The organism is Sinorhizobium arboris LMG 14919 (genome assembly GCF_000427465.1).
GTDB lineage: Bacteria > Pseudomonadota > Alphaproteobacteria > Rhizobiales > Rhizobiaceae > Sinorhizobium > Sinorhizobium arboris.
In genome coordinates this window covers 309,464-328,502 of sequence record NZ_ATYB01000014.1, presented here as the reverse complement: position 1 = coordinate 328,502, position 19,039 = coordinate 309,464, and the positions used below count along the sequence as shown (strand labels likewise).

Genomic DNA, 19,039 nt, shown 5'->3' with positions numbered 1-19,039 from the left:
GAGGCTCTGATGACCCTGATGATCGATACATCCGTCGTCGAGGCAGAAAACGCAAACCGCCGCGATGCCCTCCGCCGCGACTACGAAAGCCTCGGCGAGCGGCTGTCGCGCCGCGGCGTGGACATCGATGCGGTCAAGGAAAAGGTGGCCGCCTACGGCATCGCCGTTCCCTCCTGGGGGGTCGGCACCGGCGGCACGCGCTTTGCCCGTTTCCCCGGCGCCGGCGAGCCACGCAACATCTTCGACAAGCTTGAGGATTGCGCCGTCATCCAGCAGTTGACTCGGGCGACGCCGGCCGTGTCGCTCCATATCCCCTGGGACAAGGTCTCCGATCTTAAGGCCCTGAAGGAGAAGGGCACGGCGCTCGGCTTGAGCTTCGACGCGATGAACTCGAACACCTTCTCGGACGCGTCCGGCCAGGCGTATTCTTACAAGTTCGGCTCTCTCTCCCACACCGATTCCGCCACCCGACGCCAGGCGATCGAGCATAATCTCGAATGCGTCGAGATCGGCAAGGCGCTCGGTTCCAAAGCACTGACGGTCTGGATCGGCGACGGCTCCAACTTTCCCGGACAGAGCAATTTCACCCGGGCATTCGAACGCTATCTCGACTCGATGAAGGCAGTCTATGCCGCGCTTCCGGATGATTGGCGCATCTTCACCGAGCACAAGATGTTCGAACCGGCCTTCTACTCGACCGTCGTGCAGGATTGGGGCACGAACTACCTGATCGCACAGGAACTCGGGCCCAAGGCCTTCTGCCTCGTCGATCTGGGCCACCACGCACCGAACGTCAACATCGAGATGATCGTCGCCCGGCTGATCCAGTTCAAGAAGCTCGGGGGCTTCCACTTCAACGATTCGAAATATGGCGACGACGATCTCGACACCGGATCGATCGATCCCTACCGCCTGTTCCTCGTCTTCAACGAACTCGTCGACGCCGAGACACGCGCTGCGGCGGGTTTCGACCCGGCCCATATGCTCGACCAGAGCCATAATGTGACGGACCCGATCGAAAGCCTCATGACGAGCGCGATGGAAGTCGGCCGCGCCTATGCACAGGCGCTCATCGTCGACCGCAAGGCACTTGCAGCCTATCAGGAGGAGAACGATGCGCTGATGGCATCCGAAACGCTGAAAGCTGCCTTCCGGACCGATGTCGAACCTGTCCTTGCCATGGCCCGTTTCGAAAACGGCGGTGCGATCGCGCCGGTTGCAGCCTACCGGGCAAGCGGCTACCGCGTCAGGGTGGCGGCCGAGCGCCCCCCGGTCGCCGGCGGTGGCGGCGGAATCGTCTGAAACACGCTCGCCACGTCTCCGTGTCGCCGACGCAGCGTAAAAAATCCGGGCGCGGTCAAATTGCCCTCTATCTGAATGCGATACATGATCTATCCTCCCGAGCGAAATACAATCGAGAGGGGTGATTCATGGGCATCGAAAGCATTCTGGTATTCCTGATCGTCGGCGCAATTGCCGGCTGGCTCGCCGGTCTGATCGTCAGCGGAGGCGGCTTCGGGCTGCTCGGGAATATCGTCGTGGGCATCGTCGGCGCATTTATTGCCGGCCTTCTTTTCCCGGCCATCGGCATAAGCATCGGCACCGGCATCTTTTCGGCTATCATGCATTCGACGATTGGTGCCGTGATCCTTCTGGTACTGATTCGCGTCGTCAAGCAGGCCTGATCCGCGATATCCCCATGCGGTCCGCGCTGCTGCGCCGCGCGTCTTGTCAGGCGCGCAAAGCTTGCTGTAGCGCTTGAATTGCTGTGCGTTTATCCTTGATCGGTTAGGATAAGGAAACGTGCTGCAGACGTGGACCGGCCATCCTAAGCCAACGAGCGGAGGCAAAATGACCGAACTCTACGCGGAAAAGATCGAGGACGCGCTCAAGTCCTTCATGGCGGACCACCCCGGAACCCTGACGCGCGAACAGGCGATCTCCACGATCCTCGAAAGCTGGTTCGCGAGCCACGGCTACCTGCCGTCGCAGCAGGAGGGGCTGCGTCCCGAAGACCTTGACGCCTCGAACGACGATTGAAGCGTGTCGCACCTGAAAGCGGCTGAAGCACGCTTGTCGCCGACGCCTGTTTCCGTCCACAACACAGAATGTCCGAAATGAGTCTTGCTTCCGTCAAACAGTTCTTTTCCCAACATGCACCCGACATCGACGTCATCGAGCTTGAACAGAGCACCGCCACCGTGGCGCTCGCGGCTGAGGGCCATGGCGTCGAACCGGCGCAGATTGCCAAGACGCTCGCGCTCCGGGTCGGCGACGAAATCATCCTCATCGTCACCCGCGGCGATGCGCGCCTCGACAACCGGAAATACAAGGCGCGGTTCGGAACCAAGGCGCGCATGCTCGGCTTCGACGAAGTCGAGGCGGAAACGGGCCATCCGGTGGGCGGGGTCTGCCCCTTCGGCCTTGCCAAGCCTCACAGCGTCTATTGCGACGAGTCGCTCAAGTCGTTCGACATCGTCGTACCCGCCGCCGGTGCAACCAACGCGGCCGTCCATATCAGTCCCGAGCGCATCGCCGCGCTGACCGGTGCGGAATGGATCGACGTCTCGGCAGTGTAGCCTCTGCTGCGCCGCACGTCTTAAACGACCTCCTGCACTAACGGGTCTACGCTTGAAGGAAACAGACGGTGGCCTTGGAATGGCCACATAGTTCGAATGAATGCTGACGGAACCCGCGCAGCACGCCGATCAAATCGGAACGCGACATTGCGCTTTGGTCTCCGCCTTGTGCATGTCGTCATCCCACAATCGCTGCACAGTGTTGGGCGCATAGATCAGATTGGAGCGATACGGAGAATGAAAGCTCTCGCCTGCGCCTTCGCCCTCGCCTCTCTGGCGGCATGCCCGACGCTGGCGATGGACCGATCCCTCGTCCGGCAATTCGAGAAGCTCGATCCCCAGACGCGACTGGAGCAACGCTGCGATACGGAAGCAATGGAGCGGATCGGCGCCGACAAGACGTCGTTCAGACCCGACAAGGTCATCGCCTATACCTTCGCCGATCCCGTCATGAACGGCGATAGGATGAAGGCATCGGGTGCCGTGTTCAGAAGCAAGGGCGACTGGTACAAGCTGTCGTTCAAATGCAGAACGGATCCCGAGCACCTGGAAGCTCCTTCGAATACAAGATCGGAGAACGTGTGCCGCGGGAGAAGTGGGACGAGCTCTATCTTTACCCTTGAGCGAAACACAAGGCCGTCAGGAGATAGGGCCGAGCCGCGCACGGTCCTTTCAACCGCCTAAAGAACCGCCATCAGGAACACCAAGGATCCGAGCGACAGTGCGGCAATGATGCTCATCAGCACCTTCATCATGTGTACCGTCATTTCGTACATCCTAACCAACTCCCCAGGAAGACGAATGCCGCACCTGAGCCGGATCGGCGGGCCGACCGGCCGGCCTCAACGGACGTCAAGCATTTTGTAGTAAACTGGTTAACAGATCATCACTTCCAGGGCATTTCCGCCGTTCCAGGCGGAAATCCGTTACGCACGTTCCTGGAATGCTCAAGCGCGTGAGCCGGCCGGCTGCGCCCCTCCACCCGCATTGACGCGCGGCTAACGGAGGATCCCGCCCGACTTGGAGCCGCTTTGGGACTGACCGCCTCCCGGCCCGCCGCGCGCGACGCCGCGGCCGTGCGAGCTACCGGGATTTGTTGGGTCGGGGCCATTGCCGTACCCGTTGTTTCCTTTGACGCGACCGCCGCCGCCGCCCGACTTGGCGATCGCATTCGAGGTGAGGCTGGTGGAAAGCAGCATAGTGACGGCGGGCGGGGTTACCACCGCAAAGCGCCCACAGCTCTTCAGGAATTCGCGCCGGTCTTCGTCGTTGCGCGACGGCAGCCCGTTTGGCTTTTCGGAACTCATGGAGGGCCTCCCCTGTGCTTTGACTAATACGCCAATTTTAGAATAAGGTTTTACAATAATATGTCATCCGGCAATAGTGTTACATTTGGGTGCGTGCGCGCAATATAGTGTATTATATAAACAGCAGTAGTTAATCCCAAATAGCTATTTGCCGCAGCTCCGGACGGAAACCGCGGAGCACTCTTCGCGGCGGTGCTCTAGATCTTTCCGGGTGGTCTCGGACGGAAAATGCGTCGCAATTCACGGAGTTTGCGCTTTGCTTCCTGACGGCGAGAGGGATAGGGCTCCCCGCCGTAGCGGTCCCAGGAGGAGTAGTGGGCGATCTCGGTCAAGAGCGTGAAAACCGTGAAGGGGAGGAAGAGGTAATCCCGTCCGAGCTGAACCCGCCTCCGCTGCAATTGGAGCCGCGGCAGCGTCCCGGCGGATAATCCGGGCGCACCCGCCATCCCGAACAATGTGGCTGCTGTCAGAATTTGCGTCTCGACCGCATGTCGTTCGTAGCCCCCGGCGAAGAGCGACATCAGCTGCTCCCAGTTGACGCCGTCCGAAGCCGCCAGCTTCGACAGGTCGAGAAGGTGTCGCAGATCGATCAGGCCGCGCCAGTAGTCGCCATCCTGAAACTGATCGTGCAGGATCAGGAAAACGATCTGGGCAAAGGGCGACGGAACGTGGACGTCTCCCCCGTCGAGCGCGATTCTGCGGCTGTGCTCGTACAGCCATTCGATGTCGCTGAAGAAGGCCGGCCCCTTCGGCCGGCATTGGAGATCGATGCTCCCCGCGTCCGTCGGCCGCTCCAGGACGGCGGGCAGGTGGAATCTGGGATTGCCCGGCCAGGAGCCGCTGCCCGCGGCAAGGCGGATCTCGTATCCGATGCCCTGCAGCGCTTCGATCGATGAAGCCATATCGGCGGGGCGGACGAGAATATCGATATCTGTCAGCATCCGCGCGCCGATCTCGCCCGGCCTCTGCGCAACCAGGAGCGCTGCACCCTTCATGAGGACCGGCTCGACGTCGATGCGGTTCAGGCAGTATACCGCCTCAGTCAGTTGCGCCAACAGTCTCCTGTTGCGCTCCGAGTTCCTGTCGTAGATCAGAGCCAGATACTCGCGGACGTCGTCGGGCATATCCGCCGCATAGTTCCTCGCCGCAAAAGCGAGGGAGGAAACCGTCAGGCTTTCGTTGGCGAGAGCGATGACGTGGTCCCAGTGGACGTCGGCCGGAGGACTGCCTTTAAGGCAGGCTGCCAGCGCGAGAAGGTTGCGGTAGCTACGGGCCGTCATGGTGCCTGCTCAGCATCTCTACGGCTTCGTCCAGCCGCGTATAGGAAAGCTCCATGGCGCTGGCGCCGCGGATGGCGCCCAGCAGGGCGTCGAACTGCGACAGGCCGAGGCGCCGGGTCGGCGTGTAGGCGCCGAGAAAGAGTTCCGACAGAACCCGCGCCGGATCGACGGCTGCAAGCGCGGCGCGGCCCTTGCGGCGGCGGCGCAGAAGCACAACCGTGCCGAGCGGAACGGCATCGCCGGACGCAAAGCGGATCGACGCCAGGTAACGGACATGGCGGTTGTCGAGGCGGCGATGAACCGGCGCCGCCTCGACCGTGCCGCGCATGCTTTCGAGGAGACCCCATGCGCCGCGCTTCAGGGCGGGAGCAAACGGTACGCCACGCAGCAGGCCGTCCGGCCGCATGAGCGCGATATCGTCGCCGCCGCAGGCAAAACCTGCATCGAGGAGGGCAAGAGCGAGCGTCGACTTGCCCGCACCCGGCGCGCCGCAAATTAGAAGCCCCTTGCCGTTCTTCACCAGAAGGGCGGCATGAAGCGCGACATTCATGCCGAGGTTTGCGAGCACATCCTCCGTCAGCAGCGCTTTCAGCGCCGGCGCCGCTTCGTTGACCGCAACGATCATCCCGGGAGATCGATTGCGGCTGATGCAGACCCGCCTGCCGAATTTCGCCACCGCGTAGGAGATCGAAGGCTTCAGTCCCTGTGCCGCCTGATGATCGAATACGGGCAGGATGAGATCGAGGAGGTCTCTATCGTGATACGCTATCGAGGCCGCGGCTCCCCGCAGGTCAAGCACATGCGTATGAAGCGCCTCCCCCTCCTCGGCGTCGAACGTAATCTCCAGCAGACCCTGGCTGGACCAGTACAGCAGATAGTCCCGCAGAGACTTGCGCGCTTCGGCGGCGCCGGCGCCACGCGCCACGAGATCGGCCTCCAGCTGACGCAGCGACGCGGGCTCGGCTAGCATGCAGGTGAGATAGGCCGTAAGATCGTCCACCTCGAAAATCTGCTGCGACGCTTCGACGAAAATCGTCTTGCGTCGCCCAAGCAGGAAAAATCGTGCCCCGTCGGAGACGCGGAACTTCATTCAGACCCCCTCGCGCTGCCGCTTGCCTCGGCTTGTTTCCTATTTGTGGTCGAAAATTTGCAATCCCGCCAGCCCCGGTTGGGCATCAACGGCAGAGGATTCAATGAGATACTGCTAAAGATACATGGCTCGGCGGTGAAATAAGCAGCTTGGATTAAGGCCGCGGATGAGTGCCGTGGCCTCGAAATGCCCGCGTGCAGGGACGGGTGTGGCGGCTGCGGGTAAAAAGTGAATGGTGCCCGGAGGCGGATTCGAACCACCGACACGCGGATTTTCAATCCGCTGCTCTACCAACTGAGCTATCCGGGCATCTGCCTTAACGGCGGCGGGTTCCTTCGGGAAACCGCTGGGGCGTGTCGTTCGCCCCGGAAGCGAGCGGGGTTATAACATCTTGTTCGGCCGTGTCCAGCACCAAATGACTCTTTTTCGAAGGAATTTAGCTGCCCGCGGAAAAATGGTGAAAGTCGAAGAAATTCAGAGAGATCGCCGCGCTCGCGAATTCCCCGGAGTCCGCTCCGCAATAATGAATGTATTGCGTTGAGCGAAGAATTACCGTTCGTCGCCGTCGTCGGCCTTCGACTCGTCGTCGGCAACGGGGATGGCATAGGAACCGGACAGCCAGCGGTTGAGATCGACGTTACGGCACCGCTCGGAGCAGAAGGGATAATGCTCGCGAACGGATGGTCGTCCGCACTCCGCACAGGGACGCGTTGCACGCAGGGGTTCTACGTTCGAACCGTTTTTCTTGCCGCCGTCGCGCATCTTCTCAGCCTTCCAGCCAACGATCGTGCACGTCGTATCCTTCGCCGACGAGGAGATTGACGGTTTCATAAAGCGGCAAGCCTACCACATTGGTATAGGAGCCGACCAGCTTGACGACGAAACCTCCGGCAATGCCCTGAATACCGTAACCTCCGGCCTTGCCGCGCCACTGCCCGGAAGCCAGATAGCTCTCGATATCGAGCGTGGAAAGGCGCTTGAAGCGCACCTTGGTGTCGATCACCTTCTGGCGAAGCGTACGGTCGGGCGTGACGAGGCAGATGCCCGTATAGACGCGGTGGCTGCGGCCCGACAGAAGATGCAGTGCGCTCGATGCCTCGCTCACTAGTTCCGGCTTCGGCAGGATACGGCGGCCGACGCAAACGACTGTGTCGGCTGCGAGAATGTAGCTGCCCTCCCAGGCCGGGTCGCCCGTGATCGCAGAAAGCGCCGCCTTCGCCTTTTCGGCAGAAAGCCTGCGGGCGAGGGACCGCGGATGCTCCGCGCGCTTCGGCGTTTCGTCGAGGTCCATCGGCATGAGACGCGCCGGTTCGATCCCCGCCTGCGCCAGGAGCTCGACACGACGCGGCGATCCGGACGCCAGTATCAGTTTCTTGGTCACTGCCATCGAACGAGCCGTTGTTCCCGGAAGATTCCGCCAGGGTCATGCATGTCGCCGTCCAAAACCGCTCAGCACTTTTGGGGGACGCGCATTCGGCCGGGGCCTACTTGAAGCGGTAGGTGATACGGCCCTTCGTCAGATCGTAGGGCGTCATTTCGACGAGCACCTTGTCGCCGGCCAGAACGCGGATACGGTTCTTGCGCATGCGGCCCGCCGTGTGGGCGATGATCTCGTGCTCGTTTTCAAGCTTCACGCGAAAGGTCGCGTTGGGAAGCAATTCGGTGACCACGCCCGGAAATTCTAGGACTTCTTCTTTCGCCATGCAGGACTGTTCTTTCTCGTGTTCAATAGCGGATGCAACAGGCATCCTCAAAAAGTTGCCGGAAACTACACAATCGCCGCGGCTTTGTGAACCGCCTTGATCAGGCTTTTTCGGGTGCCCGATCTTTGCGCACCGGAACACGGCACCAGGATCGGGTTCATGCCGCCGGAGGATTGCCCTTCCGATGGCTTTCCTCGGCGAGACGGCTTGCGATCAGCATCGCCAGATGATCGCGCACCGCCCGGTAGGCCGCCACGATCTGCTCCCGCGTGCCGGTCGCAACGGTCGGATCGGGTGTCGGCCAATATACCACATCGACCGCCATGGAACGGGTCAATTCCAGCGCCACGTGGTGGGCTTCCGGCGCGAGCGTCACGATGAGGTCGAAGTAGTCGTCTTCGAGCTCTTCGAGAGTGCGCGGCTGATGCCGGCCTATCGTCAACCCGACCTCTTCGAGAACCACGTCAACGAAGGGATCCCGCTCGCCCTGCCGGACGCCGGCGGAGGCGACGTAGGTCCCTTTCGGCAGCGCCACGCGGGCGAGCGCCTCGGCCATCGGCGAACGGATGGCGTTCATGCCGCACATGAAAAGAACCGAGCGGGGCGCTTTCGATTGCGGCGTGGCGGTCCCGATCATCTCCGCCTCCCCGTCAGCCGCGCCAGTAGAGCACACAGACGAGCGTGAAGAGCCGGCGTGCCGTATCGAAATCCAGCCTGATCTTGCCCGACAGCCGGTCCATCAAGGTTTGTGAACCCTCGTTGTGGATTCCGCGCCGCCCCATGTCGATCGCCTCGATCTGGCTCGGCGTCGCCGACCGGATCGCCTGGTAATAGCTTTCGCAGATCATGAAGTAGTCCTTCACGATACGGCGAAAGGGCGTGAGCGAGAGGATGTGGGTGGCGACCTCAGCGCCGCCGTCCGTCGAAATCCGGAAGACCAGCTTCGCGTCGACCAGCGACAGATTGAGGCGATAGGGGCCGCCGGGGTGCCCGACGGGTTCGAACAGATTTTCCTCGAGCAGGTCGAAGATTGCAACCGCGCGCTCGTGCTCCACGTCCGGCGTCGAGCGGCCGATCGTCTCGTCCAGCACGACATCGCAGAGCCGCAGGTTGCGATCGGCTTTCATCCCTCTTCCCCGAGGTTGAGGCGGATGGCGACCGACCGGGCGTGGGCCTCGAGGCCTTCCGATTTCGCCAGTGCGATCGCCGCCGGCCCGAGAATGCGCAATTGATCCGGACCGAGCCGCAGGATCGAGGTTCGCTTCACATAATCGAGCACGCCGAGGCCCGAGGAGAACCGCGCCGAACGCGCGGTCGGCAGCACGTGGTTTGAACCACCCACATAATCGCCGATGACCTCGGGCGTGTGTCTGCCGATGAAGATCGCCCCGGCATTGCGGATCGCCGGGACCATGGCGTCGGGATCGGCGATCGCCAGTTCGAGATGCTCAGGCGCGATGCGGTTGGCGAGCGGCACGGCCTTGTCGAAGTCCGGAACCAGGATCACGGCGCCGAAATCGCGCCAGCTGGCTGCGGCCGTCTCGGCGCGCGGCAGCGTCTTCAGCTGACGTTCCACCGCCTTTTCGACCGCATCGGCGAAGGCGCCATCGTCGGTGATCAGGATCGCCTGGGCACCGGCGTCGTGTTCTGCCTGGGCGAGGAGGTCCGCGGCGATCCAATCCGGATCGTTGTCGCGGTCCGCGATCACCAGCACTTCCGACGGCCCAGCGATCATGTCGATGCCGACGGTGCCGAAAACCTGCCGCTTTGCGGCGGCGACATAGGCATTTCCGGGGCCGACGATCTTCGCCACCGGCTCGATCGTCCCGGTGCCGTAAGCGAGCGCCGCCACGGCCTGCGCGCCGCCAATGCGGTAGATCTCCTCGACGCCGGCAAGGCGGGCGGCTGCGAGAACCGCCGGATTGATCGCCCCGCCGCCGGCCGGCACGACCATGACGATGCGGGGCACGCCTGCGACCTTGGCCGGCAGGGCGTTCATCAGAACCGAACTCGGATAGCTGGCCGTGCCGCCGGGCACATAGAGGCCGACCGCATCGATCGGCGTCCAGCGCGAGCCGAGGCCGACACCCATCTGGTCTTCGTAAATGTCGTCTTTCGGCAATTGCCGCCGGTGATGCGCCTCGATGCGGGTCGCCGCGACTTTCAGCGCGCCGAGTACCTCCGGAGCGACCGCGCGGATCGCCGCGTCTATTTCCGCCGACGTCACCGCCATGCCCGTGACAGCGAAGTCGACCCCGTCGAAACGCGCGGAATAGTCGGCGAGCGCCGCATCTCCGCGGGCGCGGACATCGTCGATGATGGCGCGCACGACGGCGTTGACGTCTTCGGAAACTTCCCGTTTGGTCGTCAGGAACGCGGCGAAATCGCGCTCAAAGCTCGTATCGAGGTAGTTCAGCCTGATTGCCAATGCGATGATCCTTTTGGTGGTGGCCGGCGGGGACGCTCAAGCGGGAGTTTTCAATCCGGCGTCCTCAGGCGCCTTCGGGGTGGCGCGGCCTGAACGCGGTCTCCCAGGCGCCGCCGGTATCGGCAAGCTGTACCTCGATGCACTCCACATCGAGCGCGATCGATGCCTCGCCCGCGAGCACGAGCTCGACCGTGCCTTCCGGCCCCTTCCCTCTTACGTCGAAGCGCAGGGCGAGAAGATCCAGCACCGCTTCCATGTCGGTGCGATCGAAGCCTAGCGAGCGCACGGCAGTGACGCATTTGAACAGAAGTACGGCACGGCGCCGCTCGAAGCTGCGGCGTTTGCCCTCCGCCTTTTCCCAGACGAAGCGATTGACCACCAGGGTGAACTGCCGGTGGCGGGCGTCGTAGGCGGCGCCCGCCACCTTGAAGACTGCGTCCTGCACATGGGCGGAGACGACACCAAGGTCTTCCTCGTCGAGTGCCAGCAGTTTCAAAGCATCCATGCGATTCATCCCGTCCGTTTTCACAGCCCGCATTTTAGCGGGCGATCGTCAAGGACATAGGACGTTGCGCCCGAAACCGCAACGGCCCGAGCGCGGGAAGTGACTCAAAGTGCTGCAGCGGCTTTGCGCACCCGATTGGACGCGCCGGCCCGGATCAGTCGCTGACGCGCTCGACATGGGCACCGCAGCGCGTGAGCTTCTCCTCGAGGCGCTCGAAGCCGCGGTCGAGATGATAGACGCGCGAGACCATGGTCTCGCCCTCGGCCGCCAGGCCCGCGATGACGAGCGAAACGGAAGCCCTGAGATCCGTCGCCATGACCGGCGCACCCTTCAGCCGCGGCACGCCCTCAACCTTGGCCGTCTGGCCGGAGAGCGAGATCCTGGCGCCGAGCCGCGCCAGCTCCTGCACATGCATGAAGCGGTTTTCGAAGATCGTCTCGGTAATGTGGGAGACACCGCTCGACCGGGTCATCAGCCCCATGAACTGCGCCTGGAGGTCGGTGGGGAAGCCGGGGAACGGATCGGTGACGATGTCGACCGGCTTGATGCCGGCGCCGTTGCGAACGATGCGGATGCCGCTGTTCGTCTCGCTGATCTCCGCGCCGGCGCGGCGGATCGCCTCCAGCGCCGTGTCCAGGAGACTCGCCTCCGTATCTTCGAGAATGACGTCGCCGCCGGCCATGGCGACAGCCATGGCATAGGTCCCCGTCTCGATGCGATCGGGCAGCACGCGGTGACGGGCGCCCGAGAGCGAGCGCACGCCCTCTATGGTGATCGTGCTCGTGCCCTGCCCGCTGATCTTTGCCCCCATGGCGTTCAGGCATTTGGCAAGGTCCACGACTTCGGGTTCGCGCGCGGCATTGCCGAGCACGGTCGTGCCGTTGGCAAGCGTTGCCGCCATCATCAGCACATGCGTCGCGCCGACGGAAACTTTCGGGAACACGTAACGCGCACCGATGAGCCCGCCTGCCGGCGCCGTGGCGTTGACGTAGCCGCCGTCGATCTCGATATTGGCGCCAAGTGATGCCAGCCCCTCGATGAAGAGATCGACAGGCCGCGTTCCGATGGCGCAGCCGCCCGGCAGAGACACGCGGGCCTTGCCTTCGCGGGCCAGCAGCGGCCCGATGACCCAGAAGCTCGCGCGCATTTTCGAGACGAGTTCATAAGGCGCCGTCGTCGAAACGATGTTGCGGCTGGTGAAATGCACCGTGCGGGCATAGCTCTCGCCCTGGCGCTCGCGCCGGCCATTGACGGAAATGTCGGCACCATGATTGCCGAGGATCCGGATCAATTGCTCGACATCGGCAAGATGCGGGACATTTTCGAGCGTCAGCGTGTCGTCGGTCAGCAGCGACGCGATCATCAGCGGCAAGGCGGCGTTCTTTGCGCCGGAGATGGGGATCACCCCGTGGAGTTCATTTCCGCCTACGATCCTGATGCGATCCATGAGACCTCTCGCACGGGCGCTGCCCGCCTTTCTGGAAAATCGATGCCGATCCGGCATTTGTTGAAGGGCGTCTCTTTAGTGGAGATGCGGTGAAATTAGAAGTGCCTTGAAATGCGGGGGTGCAGGGAAAGCGAGGACCCGGAAGGTCCCGCCTGCCGCCGGTTGCAGGACTTAATCTTCCGATTCGTCCGTTTTTGCGGCAGGCAAACCGGATGTTTCGTCGGCAGCGCCCGACCGGCGCGCGCGCATCTGCTGCTTGCGCCGCTGGAGATTGTCGCGCAGGTTCTTCGCCAGACGCTGCCGCCTCGCCTCGGCCTCGCTCGAAGGCCCTCCGCCCTTTCCCTGCCCCGGCGCATGCTTGTTGTGGTCGTCGCTCTGCATGGTCATCCATTACCGCAAAGCAGCGGCCATCGGAAGCGGCAAGCCGGCCGGACGAGTGCGAATCCGGGGAAAACCGCGAAGCTGCTTCATGACCGGTCCATGCCGCAACAGGCTGTAACCGAACGGCTTTAGCGTTCCGAACCGGGCGAGCCCATTGTCTTCCCGGCGTGGCCCGCCCAAAAACTTCGAAATGCGGCTTGCGCTCTCCCTCAAGCTATGGCAATAGGCCCCTCGCCTGATGCGGCTTGCCACGAAACGCCGCCGGACGCTGCTATAGCTCAGGGGTAGAGCACTCCCTTGGTAAGGGAGAGGCCGAGAGTTCAAATCTCTCTAGCAGCACCAGTTTTCCTTAAAAGAGCAGGTATTTTTCCGCCATGAAAGCGATGGCTTACGCCTGGGACTGACACGGCAGGTACCAGACATCGACGGGGAGCCGCCGTCCAGCCAGGGCGGCTGATTTCAGGGACATCCAGCCGGCTGCGGGGATCGGGCCTTGCAGCCGCTCGATCAGCGCAAGCGAAATCACAAGCGGAGCGTCGAGCGACTTGGCCAGGGTTTCGAGCCTTTGCGCCACATTCACCGCGTCGCCTATCACCGTGAACTCGCTGTGGACGCCGCTGTCCAGAACGCCTCCGACGACCGTGCCGTAATGCAGGCCAATAACGGCATCCAGGGCGGGATAGCCCCTCCAGAGGTTGTGGTTCCTCCAGTCATTGAGCGCATCGACCAGATCCAGCGCACAGGCAAGTGCCCGGTCGGCATCGTTTTCCATGGGTCGCGGCTGTCCGAATACGGCCATGACGCCGTCGCCGATGAACTTGTCGACGGTCCCCCCATGATCGAAGATCGTCTGGGAAACAAACCGCCGGTACTCCGCCAGAACGAAGGCCAGATCGCCGGCGGTGGCGGTTTCGGCGAATCTCGTGAAGTCGCGCAGGTCGACGAACATGATTGCCGCGTTGCGCCGGCCGAGGCCGAAAACATCGCCCCCTTTCTGCAGTTCCGACACGATCAGCGGTGAGAAGAACCGCGACAGATTGTGGCGCCGCTGGTCCGCTTCGAGCGCTTCGCTGCGCGTCCGGTCGTGATCCCTCGCGAGCAGGTAGGTGGCAAAGGCCGTGAAGCCGAAGCTCACCGTCAGCCCGAAATCCTGACTGAAGAAGGAAGAAAGCAGCGCCACGAGGTCTCTGGCCCCGTGTCTCACCGCCGAGATGGCCAGCATGACCACCCAGGAAACGAGAACGATGCCGGAAAAAGTAAGGACAAGGCGGCGGTCGAGCTGGAGGCCCGCGTGAATGAGCAGGACGAAACCAACCACGAGGCTGGTCGTGGTCAGGTTGTGGTCCTCGGTGACCGGAGCGAGGATATAGGCGTAAAGGATCGCGGCGACGAGCAGCGCGTCCAGAACGACGAACAGAGTCTTGAGCCAGAAACGCCCGGGAAGGAGCAGCGCGGTCGCCACCGAAGCGATGCTGATGATGAAATAGGCGATGACGACGACATAGTGCGTGTCTCTGGTTCCCTCGCTTCCACCGAGCAGGAGGTTTGCAAGCAAGATCGCGAAGGCGATGAACCTCAGGGCGCTCGAGCGGATTTCCTTTGCGAAGTCCCAGCTTGGGTGAAGCGTAGACGTCATGTCCTACCCGGTTTGGGGGCTGAAGCTTCCCGGCTATCCGGCGAAGCCGGGATGGGGACGCGGCGGCATCCCGCCGCGTCCCGATGGGAGCTACTTCACCTCGGTGACGGTCAGCTTGCTATCGACGCGTTCGGCGACGAACTCGATCTGATCGCCTTCCTTCAGCTTCGACAGCAGGGCTTCGTCCTTGACCCGGAACACCATCGTCATTCCGGGCATTTCGAGCTCCTTCAGGTCCTCGTGCATCAGCGTGACCTTCTTCGCCTTGGCATCGACCTTCTTGACGGTGCCTTTGGTGAAGTCGGCGGCGAGAGCGCCGGAGGCGGCACCGAGGGCGAGGGCGGAAGCCAGCGCGAGATTGACGAGCATTTTCATGTGAAATCCTTTCCTGATGGAGCTTACTTCTTGGCGACGGTCACGTCGCCGTGCATGCCCGCGTCGTAGTGACCCGGCACCAGGCACGCGATCTTGAACGCGCCGGCATTGGTGAATTTCCAGACGATCTCGCCCGACTTTCCGGGGGCGAGACGGATCGCGTTCGGATCCTCGTGCTCCATGTCGGGGAATTTCTCCATCGCCGCCTTGTGCTCCATGATCTTCTCCTGCTGGTCGAGGACGAATTCATGCTCCAGCTCGCCGGAGTTCATGATCGCGAAGCGGACGGTCTGGCCCTTACGGACCTGGAATTCCGACGGCGCGAAGATCATCTGGCCGTCATCCGTCTCCTTCATGGTGACCCGGATCGTCTGGGTGGCGGCGGCCTTCTTGCCGGGCTCGCCGACGGCCATGACTTCGTCATGACCGCCCTCGTGACTGCCGGAAGCGACCGCCGGAGAGGCGAGCGCAGCCACAAGAAGTCCGAAGATTGCAGCTTTCATCATATTGTCCTTTGGCTGGTTGAAGATGGTCATGCGGTATCACCCGTGTTTGGAATGCTTCGGCGTGATCTGGGTGTTTGCGTTGTCGGCCCTGGTCCAGTCGGGAAGCTCGCCCGTCCACTCCCAGGCCTGCGTTCCGGGCGGGTTTTCGTACCAGCCGGGATCGGAGTAATCGTCGGCGGAGATGCCCTCGCGCACCTTGACCACGGAGAACATGCCGCCCATCTCGATCGGCCCGTGCGGACCCCAGCCGTTCATCATGGGTATGGTGTTTTCGGGAAGTTCCATTTCCATCTTGCCCATGTCGGACATGCCGGCCGTGCCCATCGGCATGTATTCCGGGCGAACCTTCCGGATCTTTTCGGCGACTTCCTTCTTGTCGACGCCGATGAAGGTCGGGATATCGTGTCCCATGGCGTTCATCGTGTGGTGCGACTTATGGCAGTGGATCGCCCAGTCGCCGGCGTATTTGGCGTCGAATTCGTAGGCCCGCATAGCGCCGACCGGAATGTCGATGCTGACCTCCGGCCACCGCGCCTCCGGGCGGACCCAACCGCCGTCGGTGCATGTGACCTCGAAATCGTAGCCGTGCATGTGGATCGGGTGGTTGGTCATGGTGAGGTTGCCGACCCGTACCCGCACACGGTCGTCCTTGGAGACGACGAGCGGGCTGATGCCCGGAAATATCCGGCTGTTCCAGCACCACATATTGAAGTTGGTCATTTCCATGACGCGCGGCACGTAGGAGCCCGGCTCGATGTCGTAGGCGTTGAGCAGAAACACGAAATCCCGGTCGACCGGCATGAATTTCGGGTCCTTGGGATGGATCACGAAGAACCCCATCATCCCCATCGCCATCTGCACCATCTCGTCGGAATGCGGGTGGTACATGAAGGTACCGGACTTCACGAGATCGAACTCGTAGACGAAGGTCTTGCCGGGCGGGATGTGCGGCTGCGACAGCCCGCCGACCCCGTCCATGCCGGACGGCAGGATCATGCCGTGCCAGTGGATCGTCGTCGGCTCCGGCAGCTTGTTGGTGACGAAGATGCGGACCCGGTCGCCTTCGACGGCCTCGATCGTCGGCCCCGGCGACTGGCCGTTATAGCCCCAGAGATAGGCGGTCATCCCCTCCGCCATCTCGCGCTCGACCGGCTCGGCGACGAGATGGAACTCCTTGACGCCGCCGTTCATCCGGTGGGGCGCGGTCCAGCCGTTGATGGTCACCACCGGGTTGTAGTCGGGCCCGGAGGCCGGACGGAGGGGGGCTTGCGTTTCCGCCGTCTCCATGATTGCCGCTTCCGGCAGGCCCATATTCGACGTTTTCGCCCAGGCGGCGGTGGACACCAGTGCGGCACCCGCGCCGAGTAACTGTCGTCTGTTGAACATGTTCGGTTCCTTTCTCAGTTGCCGCTCTCGGCGGCCGCCGCGACCTCGGTCTCGCCCGAGCCCATGCCCCCGCCGTAGATCGCCGGAGCCAGATCCGCCTCGGCCAGCCAGAAGTCGCGCTTGGCGTTGATCGCGAGCAGGATCGAATTGACCTTCTCGCGGCTGTCGGCGAGCAGTTCGAAGGTGCTGGTGATCATTCCGTTGTAGGTGAGGAGGGACTGCTCCTCGATCGTGGTGCGCAGCGGCACGATGCTGTTGCGGTAGTGCCGGGCGATGTCGTAATTGGCGCGGTAGGCCTGATAGGCCGAGCGCGCTTCCGAGCGGACATTGACGGCCTTCTCGGCGAGAAGGTTCGCCGCCCGCATATAGGCGAGCTCGGCCTTGCGCATGCGCGCCTTGCCGCTGTCGAAGATGGGAATGGCGAATTCGAGATCGACCCGGCCGGTCGTCTCCGACGAAATGTCCCCGTCCTCCTTTTCCCGCTCGGTCTCGAAGCCGGTGAGGAGGTTGAGGTCGGTGACGTAACGCGTGGCCTCGGTCAGATTGTAGGATCTGGCCGTCGCCTCCAGGTCGAGCTTCGCCATCTGGAGATCGACACGACGCCGCAGGGCTTCGGCCTCGATCTGGTCGCGCTTCATCAGGCCCTTCGGGAGGGAAGCCAGCCGGTTCGGCACCTGGAATTTAATGTCCGAACCCCAGAGGCCCATCAGCCGGGTCAGTTCCTCCTTGGCTAGACGCGCCTCGAGCCGCGCCTTGGCCCCTTCTCCCGCCAGTTCGGCGTAGAAGACATGCTCGCGGGCCTGCGACCCCTTCGTCATGGCCCCGCTCTCGCCGAGCTTTTCGGCAAGCTTGGACGCCGCGTCGGCCGCCGCCTGCGCCTGGTTGAGCTGGCCCACCGTTTCCCAGGCCGCTACGGCATTGATCCAGGCCCGCCGTGTCTCGGAAGCAAGCTGCAACGTCCGCGAAGCGGCATCCAGCTGCGCCTTCCGGAACTCGGTGTCGGCGAGCGCGACATTCCTGTCGCGCGTGACCAGCGCAAGAATATTCGAGACGATCGCGCCCTCGACAGTCCGGAAGGCCGTAAGCCCCGGCGTGCCGATTCCCGTCAGCCCGACACCGACGGTCGGGTTGACGAGCATTGTCGCCTGCCAGGCATCGGCCGCCGAGTCGCCGAGATCGGCATAGGCCGCCTGCAGGCCCTTGTTGTTGAGGAGCGCGACCTGGACCGCCGTCTCGACATCGATGGTCTTCTTCGCCATCAACTTCTTCACTTGGTCGGAGACTGCGCGGGCCTGTTCCTGGTTCTGCACCCAGACGGTCCGTTTGCCGGCGGCTTCGGTCGTTGTCGCCGAAACAAGGGAAAACCCGGCATTCTTTGCCGCGTATTCGCCGGCCGTAACGCAGCCGCCGAGCACCAGCGGCAGTGCGAGCGCCGCCGCCAGCTTCATCTTTACTTTGGTCATGATGCGCCTCCCTTCGGGGCTTGCGCGTCGTTCAGCTGGCGCCACGGCTTGGGATCGACCGGGCCCCGATTGGTGTAGGCCGAGACCACACCCGAATAGGAAGCGGGCCGCACGCCGGCATCGCTGGCCGGAAGTTCGCCCGAGGCGATCACATCGGGAGGCAAGGTGGCGGCGCAACCGCTCGCAAGAAGCGGCAGGACGGCCACGAAAAACAGATGTTTCATGGATTTATCCGAATAGGAGATTGCGGCAGCGCTCGAGAGCAGGGCCTGCTCGCGAACACGCGTTCGACCCGTCAATCGGACGGGTGCATCCTATTCAGGCGCTTGGGGGCCGATGCAGCAGCGGCATTTCGCCCGTCGTCCGGGCGTCGTCGACGAATTCCCGGACGGGGGACACGCGGGGTCCGCCAATGGCGTCGTTCGCCGCTAGAATCGCCATGCCGGCACAAAAGTCTTTGCAGCATTGCTGCTTCGCCGGCTTCTGATCGACGTCGGCAGACGAGTCCTGATCGCCGTGCGAATGCACGCCGCTCGCCATATCGTAGTGGTCGCTCGACTGCGCGATTTCAGACTTTGACCAGCCGTCGTGCATGGCTGCGGAGGAACTCGGCAATGCATATACCGCCAGTGATACGAAAATCACCAGGCGGAACAGAATCAACAGCTTTTGCGTCGTGATTCGCAGCATGCCCATGTTCAATGCCTATCACCAGGCCCGAAATTGTCAATCTTCAGCACACGCCGATACGCAAGGCGCCTCGGCGTGTGGCGCGACTACAACGGGCAAATTTCGCCGTTGCAACCCGATTCCGAGTTCTAGGGCTTACAACGATGGTAAGGTCAATCGGAAAAATTTCGGGGAAGAGAAAAAATTGAGAGTCTCAGGTGCCGTGGCACGCCCGCCACGGTCAGGGAATTGTTAACCATATTCTCCGTTCCTCGGGGAACAGT

The 19,039-nt window shown here is 62.7% G+C and carries 23 protein-coding genes, 2 tRNA genes and 1 pseudogene; 6 read left to right on the top strand and 20 right to left on the bottom strand.

Going from position 1 to position 19,039, the window contains the following annotated elements; all coding sequences use genetic code 11:
• The first annotated feature begins 9 nt into the window (after positions 1-9).
• The 5 genes and pseudogenes from rhaI (at position 10) to SINAR_RS01000000133480 (ending at position 3,202) form a co-directional block, all read left to right on the top strand.
• A complete protein-coding gene (gene rhaI / locus SINAR_RS0112670) occupies positions 10-1,302 on the top strand; it encodes an L-rhamnose catabolism isomerase (RefSeq protein WP_027999444.1) in 1,293 nt (430 codons plus the stop codon).
• A 128-nt stretch (positions 1,303-1,430) separates the two neighbouring features.
• Positions 1,431-1,685, top strand: a complete 255-nt coding sequence (locus tag SINAR_RS0112665) for a GlsB/YeaQ/YmgE family stress response membrane protein (protein WP_027999443.1) — start codon at positions 1,431-1,433, stop codon at positions 1,683-1,685.
• Between the two features lie 166 nt (positions 1,686-1,851).
• A complete protein-coding gene (locus SINAR_RS0112660) occupies positions 1,852-2,040 on the top strand; it encodes a hypothetical protein (protein ID WP_027999442.1) in 189 nt (62 codons plus the stop codon).
• Between the two features lie 77 nt (positions 2,041-2,117).
• Positions 2,118-2,579 carry a YbaK/EbsC family protein gene (locus tag SINAR_RS0112655; protein ID WP_027999441.1) on the top strand — a complete coding sequence of 154 codons (462 nt, stop codon included), beginning with the start codon at positions 2,118-2,120 and terminating at the stop codon, positions 2,577-2,579.
• Positions 2,580-2,816: 237 nt separating this feature from the next.
• A pseudogene (locus SINAR_RS01000000133480) lies at positions 2,817-3,202 on the top strand (DUF930 domain-containing protein).
• A gap of 375 nt (positions 3,203-3,577) precedes the next feature.
• Here the strand turns inward: SINAR_RS01000000133480 and SINAR_RS0112640 are convergent.
• The 13 genes from SINAR_RS0112640 to SINAR_RS0112575 form a co-directional block, all read right to left on the bottom strand.
• Positions 3,578-3,886, bottom strand: a complete 309-nt coding sequence (locus SINAR_RS0112640) for a hypothetical protein (RefSeq protein WP_027999439.1) — start codon at positions 3,884-3,886, stop codon at positions 3,578-3,580.
• 197 nt (positions 3,887-4,083) lie between these two features.
• Positions 4,084-5,166 carry a nucleotidyltransferase family protein gene (locus SINAR_RS0112635; RefSeq protein WP_027999438.1) on the bottom strand — a complete coding sequence of 361 codons (1,083 nt, stop codon included), beginning with the start codon at positions 5,164-5,166 and terminating at the stop codon, positions 4,084-4,086.
• Positions 5,153-6,256 (bottom strand): serine kinase, encoded by a 1,104-nt coding sequence (locus tag SINAR_RS0112630; RefSeq protein WP_027999437.1) that lies wholly within the window; start codon positions 6,254-6,256, stop codon positions 5,153-5,155. Before SINAR_RS0112630 ends, SINAR_RS0112635 begins: the two co-directional genes overlap by 14 nt.
• A 233-nt stretch (positions 6,257-6,489) precedes the next feature.
• Positions 6,490-6,565: transfer RNA gene (locus SINAR_RS0112625), tRNA-Phe, on the bottom strand.
• Between the two features lie 240 nt (positions 6,566-6,805).
• Positions 6,806-7,018 carry a DNA gyrase inhibitor YacG gene (gene yacG / locus SINAR_RS0112620; RefSeq protein ID WP_027999436.1) on the bottom strand — a complete coding sequence of 71 codons (213 nt, stop codon included), beginning with the start codon at positions 7,016-7,018 and terminating at the stop codon, positions 6,806-6,808.
• 4 nt (positions 7,019-7,022) lie between these two features.
• Entirely contained in the window at positions 7,023-7,643 is a 621-nt protein-coding gene (locus SINAR_RS0112615) for a Maf-like protein (RefSeq protein ID WP_027999435.1), read from the bottom strand.
• 97 nt (positions 7,644-7,740) lie between these two features.
• On the bottom strand, positions 7,741-7,959 hold the full coding sequence (infA, locus tag SINAR_RS0112610) for a translation initiation factor IF-1 (protein ID WP_004435948.1): 219 nt from the start codon (positions 7,957-7,959) through the stop codon (positions 7,741-7,743).
• A gap of 157 nt (positions 7,960-8,116) precedes the next feature.
• On the bottom strand, positions 8,117-8,596 hold the full coding sequence (locus SINAR_RS0112600; protein ID WP_027999434.1) for an arsenate-mycothiol transferase ArsC: 480 nt from the start codon (positions 8,594-8,596) through the stop codon (positions 8,117-8,119).
• 13 nt (positions 8,597-8,609) lie between these two features.
• Positions 8,610-9,086 carry a UPF0262 family protein gene (locus tag SINAR_RS0112595; protein ID WP_027999433.1) on the bottom strand — a complete coding sequence of 159 codons (477 nt, stop codon included), beginning with the start codon at positions 9,084-9,086 and terminating at the stop codon, positions 8,610-8,612.
• Positions 9,083-10,387, bottom strand: coding sequence for a histidinol dehydrogenase (gene hisD, locus SINAR_RS0112590; protein WP_027999432.1), 1,305 nt, complete (start codon positions 10,385-10,387; stop codon positions 9,083-9,085). Before hisD ends, SINAR_RS0112595 begins: the two co-directional genes overlap by 4 nt.
• 64 nt (positions 10,388-10,451) lie before the next feature.
• A complete protein-coding gene (locus SINAR_RS0112585; RefSeq protein ID WP_027999431.1) occupies positions 10,452-10,892 on the bottom strand; it encodes a DUF2948 family protein in 441 nt (146 codons plus the stop codon).
• Between the two features lie 154 nt (positions 10,893-11,046).
• Positions 11,047-12,339 (bottom strand): UDP-N-acetylglucosamine 1-carboxyvinyltransferase, encoded by a 1,293-nt coding sequence (gene murA / locus SINAR_RS0112580; RefSeq protein WP_027999430.1) that lies wholly within the window; start codon positions 12,337-12,339, stop codon positions 11,047-11,049.
• A 171-nt stretch (positions 12,340-12,510) separates the two neighbouring features.
• On the bottom strand, positions 12,511-12,726 hold the full coding sequence (locus tag SINAR_RS0112575) for a hypothetical protein (protein WP_027999429.1): 216 nt from the start codon (positions 12,724-12,726) through the stop codon (positions 12,511-12,513).
• 261 nt (positions 12,727-12,987) lie between these two features.
• Between SINAR_RS0112575 and SINAR_RS0112570 the strand changes: the two genes are divergently transcribed.
• Positions 12,988-13,062 (top strand) — tRNA-Thr (locus tag SINAR_RS0112570).
• Between the two features lie 46 nt (positions 13,063-13,108).
• Here the strand turns inward: SINAR_RS0112570 and SINAR_RS0112565 are convergent.
• The 7 genes from SINAR_RS0112565 to SINAR_RS0112535 all read right to left on the bottom strand — a co-directional run bounded on the left by SINAR_RS0112565 (position 13,109) and on the right by SINAR_RS0112535 (position 18,782).
• A complete protein-coding gene (locus tag SINAR_RS0112565) occupies positions 13,109-14,356 on the bottom strand; it encodes an adenylate/guanylate cyclase domain-containing protein (RefSeq protein WP_027999428.1) in 1,248 nt (415 codons plus the stop codon).
• A gap of 90 nt (positions 14,357-14,446) precedes the next feature.
• Positions 14,447-14,731, bottom strand: a complete 285-nt coding sequence (locus SINAR_RS0112560) for a copper-binding protein (protein ID WP_027999427.1) — start codon at positions 14,729-14,731, stop codon at positions 14,447-14,449.
• A gap of 23 nt (positions 14,732-14,754) precedes the next feature.
• Positions 14,755-15,234, bottom strand: coding sequence for a cupredoxin domain-containing protein (locus SINAR_RS0112555; protein ID WP_033057682.1), 480 nt, complete (start codon positions 15,232-15,234; stop codon positions 14,755-14,757).
• Between the two features lie 39 nt (positions 15,235-15,273).
• Positions 15,274-16,623 (bottom strand): multicopper oxidase family protein, encoded by a 1,350-nt coding sequence (locus SINAR_RS0112550; RefSeq protein WP_027999425.1) that lies wholly within the window; start codon positions 16,621-16,623, stop codon positions 15,274-15,276.
• A gap of 14 nt (positions 16,624-16,637) precedes the next feature.
• A complete protein-coding gene (locus SINAR_RS0112545; RefSeq protein WP_027999424.1) occupies positions 16,638-18,086 on the bottom strand; it encodes a TolC family protein in 1,449 nt (482 codons plus the stop codon).
• The gene (locus tag SINAR_RS0112540) at positions 18,083-18,310 is read right to left on the bottom strand and encodes a hypothetical protein (RefSeq protein ID WP_027999423.1); all 228 of its coding nucleotides are present in this window, start codon (positions 18,308-18,310) and stop codon (positions 18,083-18,085) included. The genes SINAR_RS0112545 and SINAR_RS0112540 overlap by 4 nt, the downstream gene beginning before the upstream one ends.
• A 94-nt stretch (positions 18,311-18,404) precedes the next feature.
• Positions 18,405-18,782, bottom strand: a complete 378-nt coding sequence (locus tag SINAR_RS0112535; protein ID WP_027999422.1) for a hypothetical protein — start codon at positions 18,780-18,782, stop codon at positions 18,405-18,407.
• Positions 18,783-19,039: the final 257 nt, after the last annotated feature.

Coding starts and splice junctions, on each gene's coding strand:
- SINAR_RS0112565 (WP_027999428.1), bottom strand. CDS start 14,356: ATGACGTCTACGCTTCACCCAAGCTGGGACTTCGCAAAGGAAATCCGC.
- SINAR_RS0112540 (WP_027999423.1), bottom strand. CDS start 18,310: ATGAAACATCTGTTTTTCGTGGCCGTCCTGCCGCTTCTTGCGAGCGGT.
- rhaI (WP_027999444.1), top strand. CDS start 10: ATGACCCTGATGATCGATACATCCGTCGTCGAGGCAGAAAACGCAAAC.
- SINAR_RS0112560 (WP_027999427.1), bottom strand. CDS start 14,731: ATGAAAATGCTCGTCAATCTCGCGCTGGCTTCCGCCCTCGCCCTCGGT.
- SINAR_RS0112555 (WP_033057682.1), bottom strand. CDS start 15,234: ATGAAAGCTGCAATCTTCGGACTTCTTGTGGCTGCGCTCGCCTCTCCG.
- SINAR_RS0112585 (WP_027999431.1), bottom strand. CDS start 10,892: ATGGATGCTTTGAAACTGCTGGCACTCGACGAGGAAGACCTTGGTGTC.
- SINAR_RS0112665 (WP_027999443.1), top strand. CDS start 1,431: ATGGGCATCGAAAGCATTCTGGTATTCCTGATCGTCGGCGCAATTGCC.
- yacG (WP_027999436.1), bottom strand. CDS start 7,018: ATGCGCGACGGCGGCAAGAAAAACGGTTCGAACGTAGAACCCCTGCGT.
- SINAR_RS0112635 (WP_027999438.1), bottom strand. CDS start 5,166: ATGACGGCCCGTAGCTACCGCAACCTTCTCGCGCTGGCAGCCTGCCTT.
- infA (WP_004435948.1), bottom strand. CDS start 7,959: ATGGCGAAAGAAGAAGTCCTAGAATTTCCGGGCGTGGTCACCGAATTG.
- SINAR_RS0112655 (WP_027999441.1), top strand. CDS start 2,118: ATGAGTCTTGCTTCCGTCAAACAGTTCTTTTCCCAACATGCACCCGAC.
- SINAR_RS0112660 (WP_027999442.1), top strand. CDS start 1,852: ATGACCGAACTCTACGCGGAAAAGATCGAGGACGCGCTCAAGTCCTTC.
- SINAR_RS0112575 (WP_027999429.1), bottom strand. CDS start 12,726: ATGACCATGCAGAGCGACGACCACAACAAGCATGCGCCGGGGCAGGGA.
- SINAR_RS0112600 (WP_027999434.1), bottom strand. CDS start 8,596: ATGATCGGGACCGCCACGCCGCAATCGAAAGCGCCCCGCTCGGTTCTT.
- SINAR_RS0112615 (WP_027999435.1), bottom strand. CDS start 7,643: ATGGCAGTGACCAAGAAACTGATACTGGCGTCCGGATCGCCGCGTCGT.
- SINAR_RS0112550 (WP_027999425.1), bottom strand. CDS start 16,623: ATGTTCAACAGACGACAGTTACTCGGCGCGGGTGCCGCACTGGTGTCC.
- SINAR_RS0112545 (WP_027999424.1), bottom strand. CDS start 18,086: ATGACCAAAGTAAAGATGAAGCTGGCGGCGGCGCTCGCACTGCCGCTG.
- SINAR_RS0112640 (WP_027999439.1), bottom strand. CDS start 3,886: ATGAGTTCCGAAAAGCCAAACGGGCTGCCGTCGCGCAACGACGAAGAC.
- SINAR_RS0112595 (WP_027999433.1), bottom strand. CDS start 9,086: ATGAAAGCCGATCGCAACCTGCGGCTCTGCGATGTCGTGCTGGACGAG.
- murA (WP_027999430.1), bottom strand. CDS start 12,339: ATGGATCGCATCAGGATCGTAGGCGGAAATGAACTCCACGGGGTGATC.
- SINAR_RS0112535 (WP_027999422.1), bottom strand. CDS start 18,782: ATGGGCATGCTGCGAATCACGACGCAAAAGCTGTTGATTCTGTTCCGC.
- SINAR_RS0112630 (WP_027999437.1), bottom strand. CDS start 6,256: ATGAAGTTCCGCGTCTCCGACGGGGCACGATTTTTCCTGCTTGGGCGA.